Genomic DNA, 14,479 nt, shown 5'->3' on the forward strand with positions numbered 1-14,479 from the left:
GGCCCTGCCGGGGGCTAAGCTTTTGAAAAGTTCAACAAACAGGTCTTAAAGAAACCTCCGGCGGCCCTGCCGGGGGCCAAGCTTTTGAAAAGTTTGATAAACAGGTTTTGAAAATAGATTGAGTTTAATCTGAGCCAATGGCGAATGCGATTTTCCCTGAGGAACGAAGGGGAAAGCGCATTCGCAACCTGCTTTCAAGGTGGCACACCTTGCCGCCGGAGGCATCTTTTTGTTTACTTTTCCGGCAGCAGCAGGCCCAGAAGGGGCGTTGCGGCCAGGGAGCAGAGCATGCCCAGGGTGCCGGCTTCCGGCGAGCTGGTGCCGGTGGCGTAGAGGCCCAGGCACAGGGCCAGGGAGACAAGGGCTGCGGCCATGGCTCCCCTGCCGTGGACGGGGGCTCCTTTGACAAAGAGTCCCCAGATAAAGGGACCGAGGAAGAGGGAACCGATGGCGCCCCAGGAGATGCCGAGGATGGCCACGATGGTGGCCGGTCGCATCCAGGCCAGGGCCACGGAGATCACGACAAAAAAGATACTGGCTCCGCGCATGAAGCGGGTGAGCCCTTTTTCCGTGGCATCTTTGTTGATGAATCCCTGGTAGATGTCCTTGACCAAAGAGGAACTTGAGATCAGCACCAGGGCGGCCAGGGTGCTCATGGAGGCGGAAAGGACCAGAAGGAGCATGAGGACCGACAGGGAGTCGGGGATGACGTTGGCCAGCAGCTCGGGCATGAGGGCATCGAAGAGGGGTTTTCCTCCTTTAAAGGCTCCGGGTGTGTTGGCAGGGGTCAGGAAGACCCGCGCCGTGGCCCCGGTGAAGTAGGCGATGCCGCCGATGAGCAGGGCAAAGAAGGTGGAGGCGACCATGCCCACCTTGATAGCCCGGTCATCCCGGATGGCGTAGAACTTCTGTACGAGCTGGGGCATGCAAAAGGGAGCCGCGCTGGTGAGAAAAACCAGGCAGAAGAGGGGCCAGGCGCCCGGAGGCCCTACAGGGGCGGTGAGCCTGGGGTCGACGGCGGCAAGGGAGGCGGTGAGGTTTTCAAAGCCGCCCCCTGTCTTGACGGTGAATCCGAGGAGGGTGAGGACCCCTGCCAGCATGATCATACCGAACAGGACGTCCAGGGAAGCCATGGCCCGGTAGCCTCCCATGCTCATGTAAAGGGCCGTGAACCCGCCCATGAGGACCAGGGCCAGGGTGTAGGGGAGCTGGAAGTTGGACTGGAACAGGTAGCTCAGCCCCATGAACACCGCCGAGGTGTAGGGAATGAAAAAGACGAAGACGGCGCAGGAGGCCAGGAGCTTGAAGGCCGGGCTTTTGTAACGGGCCTCGAAGAATTCGGGCATGGTGTGGACGCAGAGCTCTTCGGTCATGCGGCGGATGCGGCTGCCCATGAAATACCAGACCCCTAAGACCCCCACAAAGGCGTTGCCCAGGGCGATCCAGAGACCGGAGTAGCCGAAGCCCCAGCCGATTTTTCCGGCAAAGCCGATGAAGAGCACGGCCGAGAAGTAGGCGGTGGCATAGGTGAAGGCGCTCATCCACGGGCCGATGGCCCGTCCGCCGAGGAAAAAATCCCCGAAGGAGCTGCTTTTTTTGAGGTTGATGATGCCCACAAAGGCGATGACGGCCGCATACACGGCGATGACTGCCACTTTGAATCCCATGTCGATCTCCCGGAGTCCCTGGTGAAACACTAATAACGGCGTGCGAACACGCTCAATTCGGTCCGGGGATCATATAGAAGGCCGCGCCTTTTGGCAACAGAGCCTGTGGGATAAATCCTTTGGGGTACTGGTTGAAGTGGCACAACGCTTCTGCGTGGGACCCGAAGAAAAAAAGTAAATAGTCAGCCCCAAAAAGCGTGCCTCCGGCGGCAAGGTGTGCCACCTTGAAAGCTGGTTCCGGATGCGTTTTTCCCCTCGTTCCTCGGGGGAAATCACATCCGTCTTTGACCAAGGCTGGACAAAACCAATATTTTTTAAAACCTATTTGCTAAACTTTTTAAGCGTTTAGCTCCCGGCAGGGCCGCCGGAGGCATACGCTGAATAGTTACGAAAAAAACAGAGATGATTCATTGACAGGACGTGTCAGTCCTTAGCCTATCACCTATCACCTATCACCTATCACCTATCACCTATCACCTATTTCCCTGCCTTCCCTATCTCCTCTTTCATCTCCCTGGATCGCCGGGCAGCAGCCAGCATCCCTTCCCGAATGCCGCCTTCCACGCCGCGGGCTTTCATCTCGTTGATGGCCGCCTCGGTGGTCCCTCCCGGAGAGGTGACCTTCCGGCGGAGGTCTTCGGGTTCATCGTCGCTTGCAAGGAGGAGTTTGGCGGCGCCGTTGATGGTGCCAAGGGCCAGCCGTTTGGCGTCCTCGCCTTCAAAGCCCATCTCCTTGGCGGTGTTGATCATGGCTTCCACCACGTAGAAGAAGTAGGCGGGCCCGGAGCCGGAGACGGCGGTGACGCCGTCCATCTGGTCTTCGGTGACGCGCAGGACGTCCCCCATGGCCGAGAGGATGGTCTCAGCCATGTCCATGTCTTCGGGGCTGGCGTGGCGGTTGCCGCAGAGCCCCGACATGCCGGCCAGGACCAGGGAGGGGGTGTTGGGCATGACGCGCAGGATGGGCAGGAGCCCGGTGCTGGCTCCGGGGATCCCGTCATAGAGGATCTCCTCATAAAAGGAGAGGGGCAGTCCTGCGGCGATGGTGATGATCTGTTTGCGTTCGGTGACCCGGGTGAGTCCCTTGTCCCGAAGCTCTTCGAGGAGGGCGCCCATGCCCTGGGGCTTCACGGCCAGAACCACGGTGGTGGCCCCGTCGAATGTCTCTGCGGCCGAGGCCGAGGTGTGGACGTTGTACTGGGTTTCAAGGTAGGTGAGTCGGTCCTGCCTGAGATCGCAGAGGGTGAGCTGTCGGCTCTGGACGTTGCCGGAAGAGATCATGGCTCCGGCCATGGCTTCGGCCATGTTTCCTGCACCGATAAAACCGATGCGACTATCTGATGCGCTCATGGGAACTGCTCCTTGAGAGGGTTTTCTGGGGATGAAAAGAGGGTAAAATTCCGGGAAAAAACCGGTGCTTCACGGCGTGGGATAGGGCGGTTCAGCTTGGCGTTCTCGGACAAAATACCTTGACTTATCACCGGTATATAACATATTTTTATCAAGATATCTATTCACGCCGACCCCGTGTATGGGGGTCCTCCCCAGTTTGAGGCTCTTTCGAAAGGTGCTGTCAAAAAGCTATGTTTATTTTAGCCAATTTTATCAAAGCGATGGCCGTTGTCCTTGACATGGCCCTGACCCTTTACCTGTTTATCGTGATCGCCCGCGCCATCCTGTCCTGGGTCAGTCCGGATCCTTACAACCCGATTGTTCGGTTTATCCACAACGCCACCGAGCCGGTACTCTACAGAGTTCGCTCCAAGATTCCCTACCTGGGTGGGCTTGACCTCTCCCCCCTGGTGGTAATCGCCGCGATTTATTTCATGAGAATTTTTGTGGTGGATTCCCTGTACCACATGGCACGAAGCATCATGTAGCGAATCCGGGGGCTGAGCTCCCGCCAGCCGTACAGGCCACGTATCGGCCCGCCCGTCTACAGGGTTCCCTGTCGGTATGATGCCGATTTGAAACAATCAGGAGTGACTATCCATGGCAAAGATCGATGCGTTCTTCAAGCTGATGCACGACCAGGGTGCGTCCGATTTGCACCTTGCGGCCGGCCAGCCCCCGGCCCTGCGAATCAACGGCGAAATCGAGAGGGTAAAGTACAAGGTTCTGGACAACAACACCCTGAAGGGGATGATTTACGAGATCGCCCCGGAGAGCAAGATCAAGGTGTTTGAAGAGACGGGCGACGTGGATTTCGGCTATGAGATCCCGGGCCTTGCCCGCTACAGGGCCAACTTTTTTATGCAGCGAAACGGGGTCGGGGCGGTGTTCCGGGAAATTCCCAGCCAGATCATGACCGCCGAGCAGCTGGGGCTTCCCCCGGTGATCTCCCGCCTGGCCACCCTTCCCAGGGGGCTGGTGCTGGTGACCGGGCCCACGGGCAGCGGCAAGTCCACGACCCTTGCCGCCATCCTCGATGTGGCCAACCGCATGCGCCAGGACCACATCATCACCATCGAAGACCCCATCGAATTTGTCCACCAGAGCAAGGGATGCCTCATCAATCACCGTGAGGTGGGAAACCACACCCAGAGCTTCAGCGCGGCCCTGCGGGGCGCCTTGAGGGAGGATCCGGATATCATCCTCGTGGGCGAATTGCGGGACCTTGAGACCATCAGCCTGGCCATCGAGGCGGCCTCCACCGGTCACCTGGTCCTTGCCACCCTGCACACCTCCAGCGCGCCCAAGACCGTGGACCGCCTGGTGGAGGTTTTTCCTGCCAACCAGCAGGCCCAGGTGCGCTCCACATTGTCCGACAGCATCCGGGCAGTGGTGGCCCAGACCCTGTTCAGGCGGACCGATCGCAAGGGGCGCTGCGTGGCCCTTGAGATCATGATCGCCACGCCGGCGGTGCGGAACCTGATCCGGGAGGGCAAGACCCACCAGATCCCCTCGGCCATCCAGGTGGGCCAGAAGTTCGGGATGCAGCTGCTGGATGATTCCATCATGGAGCTCTACAACAAGGGCATGATCAGCTCCGAAGAAGCCTACAGCAAGTCCTACGACAAACAGAGGTTCAGGCCGCTTCTTTCGGGAACGCCGGATGATTTTACCGACGGATAAATCGAGGCCGTCATCATAGAGGGTAGGATATGAGAAAACAGGAGATGGATTACATCCTTTCACGGATGCTCGATTCTCACAACAACGTCTCGGATCTCAACCTGACCGTGGGGCGCCCCCTGCAGGTGGAGAGTTCGGGCAAGCTGCTTAAGGTGGATCTGGAGCCGGATATCAAGGAGCTCACCCCGTTCCAGACGGAGCAGATCGCCATGAACCTGCTGGGGCAGGATCGCCGACTGACCGAGGCCCTTATCCGTACGGGGTCCTGCGACCTCTCCTACAGCCTGCCGGGAAAGGCCCGTTTCAGGGTCAATATTTTCTCCCAGTCGGGCAACTACTCCATTGTGCTGCGTCGCCTGGAGACCACGGTCCCTTCCATCAAGGAGCTGAACCTGCCCAAGGCATTTTACGAGGTCCCCAAGCTCTTGAACGGCATCGTCTTTGTGACGGGCGCCACCGGCACGGGCAAGACCACCTCCCTTGCCGCCGTGTTGTCTGAGATTAACGCCACGCGGCCTGTTCACGTGATTACCCTGGAAGACCCCATCGAATATCAGCACGCCCATAAGATGGCCACCTTCAACCAGCGGGAGCTGGGAAGCGATTTTGAAAGCTTTGCAAGCGGCCTCAGGGCTGCCCTCCGCCAGGCTCCCAAGGTGGTGCTTGTGGGGGAGATGCGGGACAAAGAGACGGTGGAGATCGGCCTGCGGGCGGCGGAAACGGGGCATCTTGTGCTTACCACCCTGCACACCAACAGCGCCGGGGCCACCATCAACCGTATCCTGGGGATGTTTGAAACCGATGAGGAGAAGCAGCTGCGCCTGCGCCTTGCCGACTCGGTACGCTGGATCATCTGCCAGCGCCTTTTGCCCAAGGTGGGCGGCGGGCGGGTGGCGGCCTTTGAACTTCTGGGGACCAGCCTCAGGGTCAAGGACCTGATTCTCCACGGAGAGTCCGACGGCAAAACCTACGATGACGTCATGGAGCAGGGCAAGCATTTCGGGATGTCCACCTTTGACAATTACATTGTCCAGCTCTACGAGCAGGGTCTTATTACCCAGGAGACCGCCATGGTCTATTCCAGCCACAAGGCGGTGGTGGGGCGGGGCATCGACTCCGTGAAGAGCGCCCGGGGTGAAAAAACCACCGACATCGACTCCCTTGAGATCGATCACGGGTACAAAGAGAAAATGAAGTGAGGCACTTCGGGAGGCGATCATGAACATCACATGTGAAAAGTGCAGCGGTAAATTCAATTTTCCCGATGAGAAGGTCCCTGAAGACCGGACCTTGACCCTGAGCTGCCCCAAGTGTGGCAACAAGCTCTCGGTGGGGCCCCGCGGCGGGGCTCCCATCAGTACCTCCATGGGCTTTGAAGAGGACGACGAGCGAAAGCCCTCCATCCGTTTTGACGAAAAGGAGGCCGACAGCTACGATGACGATGAACGGCCCTTTGATTTCATTGAAGAGGAGGGGCTCACCGCCATTGTGTGCGTCAAGGACGAGGCGAGGCGTGAGAAGGTGCGCATTGCCCTGGATCTTCTGGAGTACAGCGTGACCGAGGCTTCGGACACACGGGATGCCCTGAAGAACATGCGGTATCACAGCTACGACGTGGTGGTGCTCGACGCCATGTTTGACTCCCGGAACCCGGACGTGAACGGGGTGATGATCTACCTGAACCGTCAGCCCATGGTGACCCGGCGGCACATGACGGTGTTCCTCATGTCGGATACCCACCGCACCCGTGACGAGATGGTTGGGTTCCATAAGAGCGTGAACATGGTGGTGAACAACCGGGATATCGATAAAATTGACATGATCCTGCAAAAAGGGGTGAGGGAAAACTCGCTTTATTATCGGATCTACAACGAATTCTCAAGGTAGGGCCATGGCAACGCGTAAACCTGGAGATCCGTATACCTGCGGAGACTATCGTCAGGAGATGGTGCTTTTGGGGTTGAAAAAGCGCCTGGCCGAAGGGGGGCTTACCCCGGAGGAGAAGGCGGTCATAGAAAAAGAGATCGCAACCCTTGAAAAGGAGATGGGCATGGACTGATGGGGCCGTGTCTGTGGTATTTTTGCGGAGCACCGAATGGGCCGCCTTCCGGGAGACAGATCCCGAAAGGCGGTTTTTTTTATGGGGAACCGAAAAGGGGCTTAGGGCACGTCCCTTAGGGTTAAAGCACAGCGGCAACCAGCTTTCAAGGTGGCTCACCTCGCCGCCGGAGGCAAGCTTTATCCCATCCCTTACTCCTTGAGGACCAGGTCGATGCACATGACCGCGGCCACGATCAGTTTGCGGGAGGGGTGGCCTTCGGGAACCGAGTCCGAGATTTCAAGCATGTAGTTGTCGGCGCTGGTGAAGAGCTCTTTTCCCATGCCCGCCCATTTTTTGCTGACGTGGGCCAGCTGGTTGTCTTCGAGGAGGAAGCGGAAGTCCCAGCCGGTCCATTTTCCCTTCAGGGCACAGACGGGCTTGTCCTTGGCGTCCAGGACATTGAATGCCCCGCCGATGGAGAAAAATTTCTGTTTGAACCCGCCGATGACCTCATCGTTTTCGTCAAAGACCGTTACCTTGGACAGGAAGAAAGAGACCCCCCGGGAGACCCGGATCAGCTGATTCCCCTGGGTATCGCGAATGATGATGTTGAAAGGGGTCATGGTCTTGTACTTGGTAAAGCGGAATATCTTGGTGAACAGGCCCAGGCCCTCCTCCCTGCATTCCATCCAGGTGTCGCCGCTTTCGGGGTCGAAAATGTCAAAATTGCTTGCCGCTTTGAACATTCCCACATGCTCTTTAACAAAAAACAGGTTGTTACTCAGTACGTCCGGCATGGTCTTTCCTTCCATTTGTGGTTTGGTGTGGTCGATTTGATTATGGGTGAGGGCAGGCGGAGAAACGATACGTCCCCCATGGCATGGTGCCACAGGGAGGCTGTCCATCCGATTATGTATTTTTGCCCGAATCCTTAAAATGTGGTTGAAGGTGCCGCCCGGCGGGGATTCCGAATGGGCTGGCTGGGTGTGGCTGGCGGGTCGTGGCCCGGTGGTTGGGAAGGCAAGGCGGTTGCTTCGCCTTCCCTGTGTGTTTACAGACGCTCGCTGATGATCCGGAGGCCCTCCAGGGTGAGTTCGGGTTCCACGGACTCGATGGTTGAGGAGACGTGGCTGATGAGGGTGGCCAGGCCGCCTGTGGCGATGACCTTGGGCGTGCAGCCCAGCTCTTTTTTGATGCGTTCCACCATGCCGTCCACGAGGCCCGCGTACCCGAAAATGATACCGGATTTCATGCTTTCGGCGGTGTCCAGGCCGATGACCCGTTCGGGGGGTGAGCAGATCTCCACACGGGGCAGTTTGGAGGCGTTGGCAAAGAGGGCTTCGGAGGCGATCATCACCCCGGGAGAGATGGCTCCTCCCATGTATTCGCCCTTATGGGAGATGATATCAAAGGTCGTGGCCGTACCGAAGTCGATGGCGATGATGGCGCAGCCGTATTTTTCATAGGCGGCAATGGCATTGACGATGCGGTCGGCACCCACCTCGGCCGGGTTCCGGTAGAGCACGGGCATGAGGTCTTTGGTGGTCTCGTTGTCCACCCAGATGGGGGCGTGGCCGAGGTACTTGGTGCAAAAGGTCTGGAGGATGTCTTTCACGCGGGGAACGACACTGGAGATCACGGTTTTCCGGATGTGGTTCGGGTTGATCTCCCGCTCTTTGAACAGGCCGTTGACCAGCAGGTTGAACTCATCTTCCGTCATGTTTTTCTGGGAGCGGATCCGCCAGTCGTGGATCAGCTTTTTCCCTTCAAAGAGGCCCATCACCGTGTTGGTGTTTCCCACATCGATAACCAGTACCATAGTCTCCTCATCTTGGCGGCCTTATGGCCTTCTGGGGCGCAAGTCACCGCTGCCGTTTTTTGCGTCGTATGGTCGGCAAAGGCGAAGGGGGCCCATCTGCTGGAATTTACAAAACCCACGCATCCTACCCCATTTGACAGGCCTCGGCAACAGTTCTGCGCTGGGGCCCGGCACAAGCCCGTCGGTGAAAGGCAACCACCGGAGAAGCCAGGGTCGGTGGCCTTTATGAGTCCGGGATGGTGACGGTGAAGAGTTCGGGGCTGGCGTTGATGAGGTCGACCCCTTCGGGGAGGGTGATGGCTGCCCGGCGGACATAGATTCCCGCCTTGAGCTCCCGGGTGTCGATGACGGCGGAGATCCCCGTGCCGGCCTTGAGTTTTTCCACGAGCCTGGCAGGTCCCGTGACTTCGATATTCACGGTTTCGGGGGTAACGGCAATGCGGCGCGGTTCATCCGTGCCGGTGGTGATGGGGATCCCTGGCAGGCGTCTGGTGGCGTGGATTTCTTCCACCTGGACCCGGACGGTGAAGAGTTCGGGGCACAGGGTGAGGAGGTCTTCGTCGGCATTTTCGGCAGGGACCTTGATGGAGAGGGGCGCGGTGGCGTCGGAGACGGAGACGATGGTGGTGCGGATGGCTTTGACCCCTTCAAGCACCTCCGAAGGGCCGGAGGCCAGGGCCAACGAAGGGGTGACCGTCACCTTTCCCAGGCGGAACCCGGGGGCGGGCTTGCCTTCTATACGAACCTGCACCGGAATGTCGCGTTTGACGGATTTTGCCAGGCGGATATGAACTTCGGGCGGGTTGACCTCAAGGACCTCCATGGGGGGGGCGCCCTCAAGGTGGGGGGTGACCGGGTAGGAGCCGTCCAGGGCAGGCTGGTCCGGGAGGTCCACCTGGAGGCGGAGCAGTTCTATGTGGGCCAGGTCGGCGGGCAGGCCGACGACGCGGATCTTGGCCCGGGTGTGGGACTGACGGGCCACGATATACCCCTTGGGCACCCCGGTGACCTCGATGGGAGAGACCAGGGTGTGCTCTTCCATCCGGAGTCTCGGAACCAGGATGAAGGCAAGGAGAACCAGGGCCGTGAGGGCCACAAGGCCAAGGCCCAGGGTAAATCGGGGCAGGTATCTCCGGTTGTGTCGTTCCTCTGCTGTCACCATGGGCTCCGGGGCTGTGCGGTGTGGGGGGATGGGCTCCGGGCAGGGAGCCCTTTGCCTGTTATCGGGCCGTTGCGATCATGTCCATGATGCGGACCGTTGTGGCCGTAGATTTGACGTCATGGACACGGACAATGTGGGCACCTCCCATGATGGAGGCCGAGACCGTTGCCTGGGTTCCGAGTTCGATGTCGGTCATGGGGGCGATGCGGCCGCCTTCTTCAAGGGTCTTTCGGATAAACGACTTTCGTGAGGTGCCCATGAGAACCGGCACGTTAAGAGCTTCCAGGTTTTTCAGGTGCTTGATGATGGTGTAGTTGTGCCCCACGGTTTTCCCGAAGCCGATACCCGGATCCACAATGATCTTGTCCCGGGCGATGCCTGCGGCCTCGGCGCGCGCGATGGCCTTTTCAAGGTAGGCGGTGACCTCTCCTACAGGGTCTTCGTAGGCGGGGTTGTTCTGCATGGTGCGGGGGCTCCCCTTCATGTGCATGAGGACCACGGGCACCTCAAAGTCGGCAACCACCCCGGCCATCTCCGGGTCCCCGGTGAGGGCGGTGATGTCGTTGATGATGGCGGCTCCGGCCTCAAGGGACTGTCTGGCCACTTCGGCTTTTACCGTGTCCACGCTGATGGGTACGTTGATGTGCTTGACGAGCTCTTTGACCACCGGCACCACGCGTCGGAGTTCTTCTTCCAGGGCAACGGCATCGGCGTTGGGCCGTGAGGACTCGCCGCCGATGTCGATGATGTCGGCGCCCTCTTCCACCATCTGGCGGGCTCGGTTGATGGCGTGTTGTGCGTTGAAAAACTGGCCGCCGTCGGAAAAGGAGTCCGGGGTGACGTTTAAAATGCCCATGATGCAGGTGCGGTGCCCGAGGTTGAGTCGGTGATTTTTCCAGGCGATATCATAGGGAATCATGGCAGTGGGGAGTCCTTTCGCCCCGGGCGGGGCCGGGCAGGGGTCACGGGGCCGGAAAGGCCCCGTGACATGGAAACGTCAATCTATACGGTTTCGCCGGGTTCGTCCTGGTTGTCGGGCTCCAGAATCACCTCATCGGGCGTGTCGTGGTCGTCGCCTGAGTCAAGGGGGTTGGAGGGGAGGACAATGCCCGGTCGCATGGCGTGGATGAGGTCGTCAAGCTCTTTGCCCATGATGGTCTCCTTGTCCAGGAGAAGCTCGGAGAGGGCGTGGAGCACGTCGATGTTTTCGGTGAGGACCTCTTTGGCCCTGCCGTAGCTCTCCGTGATAAAGCGGGTGACCTCTTCATCGATGAGCCGGGCGGTGTGCTCGGAGTAATCTTTGTGCTGGGCGATCTCCCGGCCAAGGAAGACATGGTCGTCGGAGTTGGCGTAGGAGAGGGGCCCCAGATCGCTCATGCCCCAGTCCCGAACCATCTTGTTGGCAAGGCCCGTGGCCTGCTTGATGTCGTTGGAGGCACCGGTGCTGATGCGGTTGAAGATAATCTCTTCGGCCACGCGTCCGCCGTAGGCTACGGAGAGTTCGCTGACAAGCTGGTCTTTGTATTTGAAGTCCCGCTCCTCCGGGAGGAACCAGGTGACACCGGCGGCCCTGCCGCGGGGGATGATGGTGACCTTGTTCACCGCGTCGGTGCCGGGGAGGAACCGTGCCACCAGGGCATGGCCCGCTTCGTGGTAGGCCGTGGTCTTTTTGTCCTCATCCTTGATGACCTTGGATTTGCGCTCAAGGCCCATGTACACCTTGTCCTTGGCGTCTTCGAAATCCACCATGCGGAGCTTGTCCTGATCCCTTTTGGCGGCCAGAAGGGCGGCCTCGTTGACCATGTTTTCAAGGTCCGCACCGGAAAAACCGGGGGTTCCCTTGGCCAGGTTCAGGGCGTGGACGTCGTCGGCAAGGGGGGTTTTGCGCATATGGACTTCCAGGATTTTTCTCCGGCCGTTGATGTCGGGCAGGTCCACCACCACCTGGCGGTCGAAACGACCTGGCCTCAGAAGGGCGGGGTCCAGGACATCCGGACGGTTGGTTGCGGAAATCAAGATGACCCCTTCGTTGCTCTCGAAGCCGTCCATCTCCACGAGGAGCTGGTTCAGGGTCTGCTCCCGCTCGTCGTGTCCCCCGCCGAGGCCTGCGCCACGCTGGCGGCCCACGGCGTCGATCTCATCGATGAAGATGATGCAGGGGGCGTTTTTCTTGGCCTGGGCAAAGAGATCCCGGACCCGGGACGCGCCCACACCCACGAACATCTCCACAAAGTCGGAGCCGCTGATGGTGAAGAAGGGCACCTCGGCTTCACCGGCCACGGAGCGGGCCAGAAGGGTCTTGCCCGTGCCCGGAGGGCCTACGAGGAGGACCCCTTTGGGGATGCGTCCGCCAAGGCGGGTGAATTTTTTGGGGTCGCGCAGGAAATCCACCACCTCGGTGAGTTCCTCCTTGGCCTCTTCCACCCCGGCCACGTCGCGGAAGGTGACGCGCTCACGGTCTTCGGAGAGGAGACGGGCTTTGCTTTTACCGAAGCTCATGGCCTTGCCGCCGGCCCCTCCCTGCATCTGCTTCATGAAGAAGATCCAGATTCCAATGAGAATGATCATGGGCAGCCAGGAGGCGATGATGGAGACAAGCCAGTGGGCCTCTGCCGGTGGCTTGGCCTCGATGATGACGCCCTTGTCCCTCAGGGTGGGGAGCAGCTGGAGGTCGTTGGGGGCAAATACCTTGTATGTAGCGTTGCTGCTGTTCGTTACCAGGAGGTTCTGGTCCTGGATGGTCACCCGGGACACATTCCCGCTTTCCACCTGAGAAATAAACTCCGAGTAAGGGACAGTCTGGCCTCCGGGCTGATTCTGATTGAAGATGTTGTACAACATGATCATCATCAGAATGATTACCAGCCAGAGAGAGAGATTTTTATAGAATGGGTTCAAGAAATGGGTCCTCCATGATCTTTCGTCATCGGTTCATCCCTGAATTCAGCGCAGGGTTACCCTCATATTAATCATCATTGCAATTTAGGCAAGACATAATAAGGCGGATTGGGAGGGATTTATCCTTTTTTCTGCCTGCAGAGCACCAGCTCAAGGGCAGGGGCTCCCGGAGGCGGTGGGGTTGCGGCCCCATCCAGGCGGTAGCCCGCCACCCAGATAACGGCGTTTTTTGAGAGCACCAAAGGGATGCGCGACCGGTGTGCCGCCTCCACGCCGCAGTCGGAAAAGAAGCGCCCGATTTTACGGCTGCCGCTGCCTCCTTCGGGCCGGAACCGGTCCCCGGGGCGATGGTTTCGCACCGTCAGGGGAAAGGCGATGGCCGACGGGTCGATGAACACCCGGTTGGCGTTGCGGCTGGAGGGGATTGTCCCGGGGGCGGAAGTCCAGCCAACCGTCAGGGTGTCTCCGGTCTCCTCGATACCAAGGGTGCGGGGGTGGCCCGGCTCGGGGCGGTCCACCGTATAACAGAAGGGGGGGACCTCGGAGAGAAGGTTCGGGCGTGTGTGCCGCAGGCTCCCTGTTTCCGTGGTGAGGTGAAGGCCTCCCCGGGTCAGGATGCCCCGAAGCCCCCTTGAAAGGTCCACAAAATGTCCCGGTTGTCCCTGGCTCAGGAGTTTCGAAAGGCTTTGGACGTGGGCGGCAGAGAGGGTTCGCGTGGATCCGCAGAGGGCCTCCACCGAACGCCTGAGCACCCGGTTTTGCGCCGCCGGGTGAAGGCGGCTGAGTGTGGGGATGGAGAGGGTCAGGTGCCCCTCTTCTTCGGAGATGCGGCAGTCTGTGTAGAGGGACTCGGTCATTTCCCGGAGCCAGCCCTCCTCTTCCCTTAGAAGGGCCGCCGTTCGGGCCAGGGTGTCCACGGCCGAGGGGTTGAACTCGGTTTCCAGCATGGGAAGGAGGCGGTGGCGGACCCGGTTGCGGGTGTAAGCGGTGTCGCTGTTCGAGTCGTCGGTGACATGGCCGATGCCCTCGGCCTTGAGCCAGGCGGCGAGATCGTCCTTGGAGAGGTCCACCAGGGGGCGGATGATGCCGTCGGCCGTCACCGGCTCCATGGCCCCCAATCCCTTGAGGCCCGATCCGCGCAAGAGGTTGAGCAGCAGCTGCTCGGCCATGTCCCCCTTGTGGTGGCCCACGGCAATGCGCCGGGCGCCGCAGGAGAGGGCCACCTCGTGGAGAAAGGCGTAGCGGGCGTTCCGCGCCGCCTCTTCAAGGCCCGTTCCGGCCCGGCGGGCCAGGGCGGGGACGTCCACGGTGTGCGTGACACAGGCAAGGGAGAGATCCTCTGTGGCCCGCTGGGAAAAAAGCTGGTCCCTGTCTGCCGCCTCTCCCCGGATTCCGTGGTTGAGGTGGGCCACCGAGAGGGTGATGCCCAGCTCGGGGGCCAGCCGGTGAAGGATATGCAGCAGGGCCATGGAGTCCGCCCCTCCGGAAAGGGCCACCAAAAGGTGGTCCCCCGGCAGGCACATGGCGTGGCGGGCCAGGGTGGCACGGACGGTACTTACGGGCCTTGTCTGGGGGTGTCGTGTCATGAAGGGGGTATTTTTTTCTGGGTCTGGGGTTAGGGGCGCTTTAAAGAAACTAGGGTCCTGCCGAAGCTTTCATGGCACGACCGACCGGGTGATGATGAGGGTAGAATACCCCCGGATCGGTGTCAACCTGGGAGACGGCGGCAGGGGATTTTGTCGGGGGTGCGTGTTGCGTTACCGCTCGGATATGCAAAGGGATCCGGTCTGCCTGCGGGGACCGTCCGGGGGGAGCTT

Annotated in this window: 13 protein-coding genes; 5 read left to right on the forward strand and 8 right to left on the reverse strand. The window is 59.9% G+C overall.

The window, feature by feature from the left end:
* Positions 1–233: 233 nt before the first annotated feature.
* Both BLQ12_RS03125 and proC read right to left on the reverse strand, forming a co-directional pair.
* Entirely contained in the window at positions 234–1,667 is a 1,434-nt protein-coding gene (locus BLQ12_RS03125; RefSeq protein WP_092208175.1) for a sodium:solute symporter family protein, read from the reverse strand.
* Positions 1,668–2,144: 477 nt separating this feature from the next.
* On the reverse strand, positions 2,145–3,017 hold the full coding sequence (proC, locus tag BLQ12_RS03130) for a pyrroline-5-carboxylate reductase (protein WP_092208177.1): 873 nt from the start codon (positions 3,015–3,017) through the stop codon (positions 2,145–2,147).
* Between the two features lie 233 nt (positions 3,018–3,250).
* Between proC and BLQ12_RS03135 the strand changes: the two genes are divergently transcribed.
* From BLQ12_RS03135 to BLQ12_RS27270, 5 genes are all read left to right on the forward strand, one after another.
* Positions 3,251–3,547 carry a YggT family protein gene (locus BLQ12_RS03135; protein WP_092208179.1) on the forward strand — a complete coding sequence of 99 codons (297 nt, stop codon included), beginning with the start codon at positions 3,251–3,253 and terminating at the stop codon, positions 3,545–3,547.
* A gap of 112 nt (positions 3,548–3,659) precedes the next feature.
* On the forward strand, positions 3,660–4,742 hold the full coding sequence (locus BLQ12_RS03140; protein ID WP_092208181.1) for a type IV pilus twitching motility protein PilT: 1,083 nt from the start codon (positions 3,660–3,662) through the stop codon (positions 4,740–4,742).
* Positions 4,743–4,771: 29 nt separating this feature from the next.
* Complete coding sequence (locus BLQ12_RS03145; protein WP_092208183.1) at positions 4,772–5,941, forward strand: type IV pilus twitching motility protein PilT; 1,170 nt, start codon at positions 4,772–4,774, stop codon at positions 5,939–5,941.
* A 19-nt stretch (positions 5,942–5,960) separates the two neighbouring features.
* Positions 5,961–6,629 carry a zinc-ribbon domain-containing protein gene (locus BLQ12_RS03150; protein WP_092208185.1) on the forward strand — a complete coding sequence of 223 codons (669 nt, stop codon included), beginning with the start codon at positions 5,961–5,963 and terminating at the stop codon, positions 6,627–6,629.
* A gap of 4 nt (positions 6,630–6,633) precedes the next feature.
* The gene (locus tag BLQ12_RS27270) at positions 6,634–6,801 is read left to right on the forward strand and encodes a hypothetical protein (RefSeq protein WP_175469461.1); all 168 of its coding nucleotides are present in this window, start codon (positions 6,634–6,636) and stop codon (positions 6,799–6,801) included.
* A 191-nt stretch (positions 6,802–6,992) separates the two neighbouring features.
* On the opposite strand, the gene BLQ12_RS03155 is transcribed toward BLQ12_RS27270, so the two are convergent.
* The 6 genes from BLQ12_RS03155 to tilS all read right to left on the reverse strand — a co-directional run bounded on the left by BLQ12_RS03155 (position 6,993) and on the right by tilS (position 14,248).
* Positions 6,993–7,580 carry an LURP-one-related family protein gene (locus BLQ12_RS03155; RefSeq protein WP_092208187.1) on the reverse strand — a complete coding sequence of 196 codons (588 nt, stop codon included), beginning with the start codon at positions 7,578–7,580 and terminating at the stop codon, positions 6,993–6,995.
* A 254-nt stretch (positions 7,581–7,834) separates the two neighbouring features.
* Positions 7,835–8,602, reverse strand: coding sequence for a type III pantothenate kinase (locus BLQ12_RS03160; RefSeq protein ID WP_092208189.1), 768 nt, complete (start codon positions 8,600–8,602; stop codon positions 7,835–7,837).
* Between the two features lie 223 nt (positions 8,603–8,825).
* Positions 8,826–9,764, reverse strand: a complete 939-nt coding sequence (locus tag BLQ12_RS03165; protein ID WP_092208191.1) for a CdaR family protein — start codon at positions 9,762–9,764, stop codon at positions 8,826–8,828.
* 58 nt (positions 9,765–9,822) lie between these two features.
* Complete coding sequence (gene folP / locus BLQ12_RS03170) at positions 9,823–10,683, reverse strand: dihydropteroate synthase (RefSeq protein WP_092208194.1); 861 nt, start codon at positions 10,681–10,683, stop codon at positions 9,823–9,825.
* A gap of 83 nt (positions 10,684–10,766) precedes the next feature.
* Entirely contained in the window at positions 10,767–12,662 is a 1,896-nt protein-coding gene (gene ftsH / locus BLQ12_RS03175; RefSeq protein WP_092208196.1) for an ATP-dependent zinc metalloprotease FtsH, read from the reverse strand.
* Positions 12,663–12,781: 119 nt separating this feature from the next.
* Positions 12,782–14,248, reverse strand: coding sequence for a tRNA lysidine(34) synthetase TilS (gene tilS, locus BLQ12_RS03180; RefSeq protein WP_092208198.1), 1,467 nt, complete (start codon positions 14,246–14,248; stop codon positions 12,782–12,784).
* Between the last annotated feature and the right edge of the window lie 231 nt (positions 14,249–14,479).

The organism is Desulfoluna spongiiphila (assembly GCF_900101345.1).
Classification (GTDB): domain Bacteria; phylum Desulfobacterota; class Desulfobacteria; order Desulfobacterales; family Desulfolunaceae; genus Desulfoluna; species Desulfoluna spongiiphila.

Bases quoted from the DNA above. Each gene is read 5' to 3' on its own strand.
- BLQ12_RS03135 (WP_092208179.1), top strand. From the start codon at position 3,251: ATGTTTATTTTAGCCAATTTTATCAAAGCGATGGCCGTTGTCCTTGAC.
- BLQ12_RS03155 (WP_092208187.1), bottom strand. From the start codon at position 7,580: ATGCCGGACGTACTGAGTAACAACCTGTTTTTTGTTAAAGAGCATGTG.
- BLQ12_RS03125 (WP_092208175.1), bottom strand. From the start codon at position 1,667: ATGGGATTCAAAGTGGCAGTCATCGCCGTGTATGCGGCCGTCATCGCC.
- BLQ12_RS03160 (WP_092208189.1), bottom strand. From the start codon at position 8,602: ATGGTACTGGTTATCGATGTGGGAAACACCAACACGGTGATGGGCCTC.
- folP (WP_092208194.1), bottom strand. From the start codon at position 10,683: ATGATTCCCTATGATATCGCCTGGAAAAATCACCGACTCAACCTCGGG.
- BLQ12_RS03150 (WP_092208185.1), top strand. From the start codon at position 5,961: ATGAACATCACATGTGAAAAGTGCAGCGGTAAATTCAATTTTCCCGAT.
- BLQ12_RS03140 (WP_092208181.1), top strand. From the start codon at position 3,660: ATGGCAAAGATCGATGCGTTCTTCAAGCTGATGCACGACCAGGGTGCG.
- BLQ12_RS03145 (WP_092208183.1), top strand. From the start codon at position 4,772: ATGAGAAAACAGGAGATGGATTACATCCTTTCACGGATGCTCGATTCT.
- proC (WP_092208177.1), bottom strand. From the start codon at position 3,017: ATGAGCGCATCAGATAGTCGCATCGGTTTTATCGGTGCAGGAAACATG.
- tilS (WP_092208198.1), bottom strand. From the start codon at position 14,248: ATGACACGACACCCCCAGACAAGGCCCGTAAGTACCGTCCGTGCCACC.
- BLQ12_RS27270 (WP_175469461.1), top strand. From the start codon at position 6,634: ATGGCAACGCGTAAACCTGGAGATCCGTATACCTGCGGAGACTATCGT.
- BLQ12_RS03165 (WP_092208191.1), bottom strand. From the start codon at position 9,764: ATGGTGACAGCAGAGGAACGACACAACCGGAGATACCTGCCCCGATTT.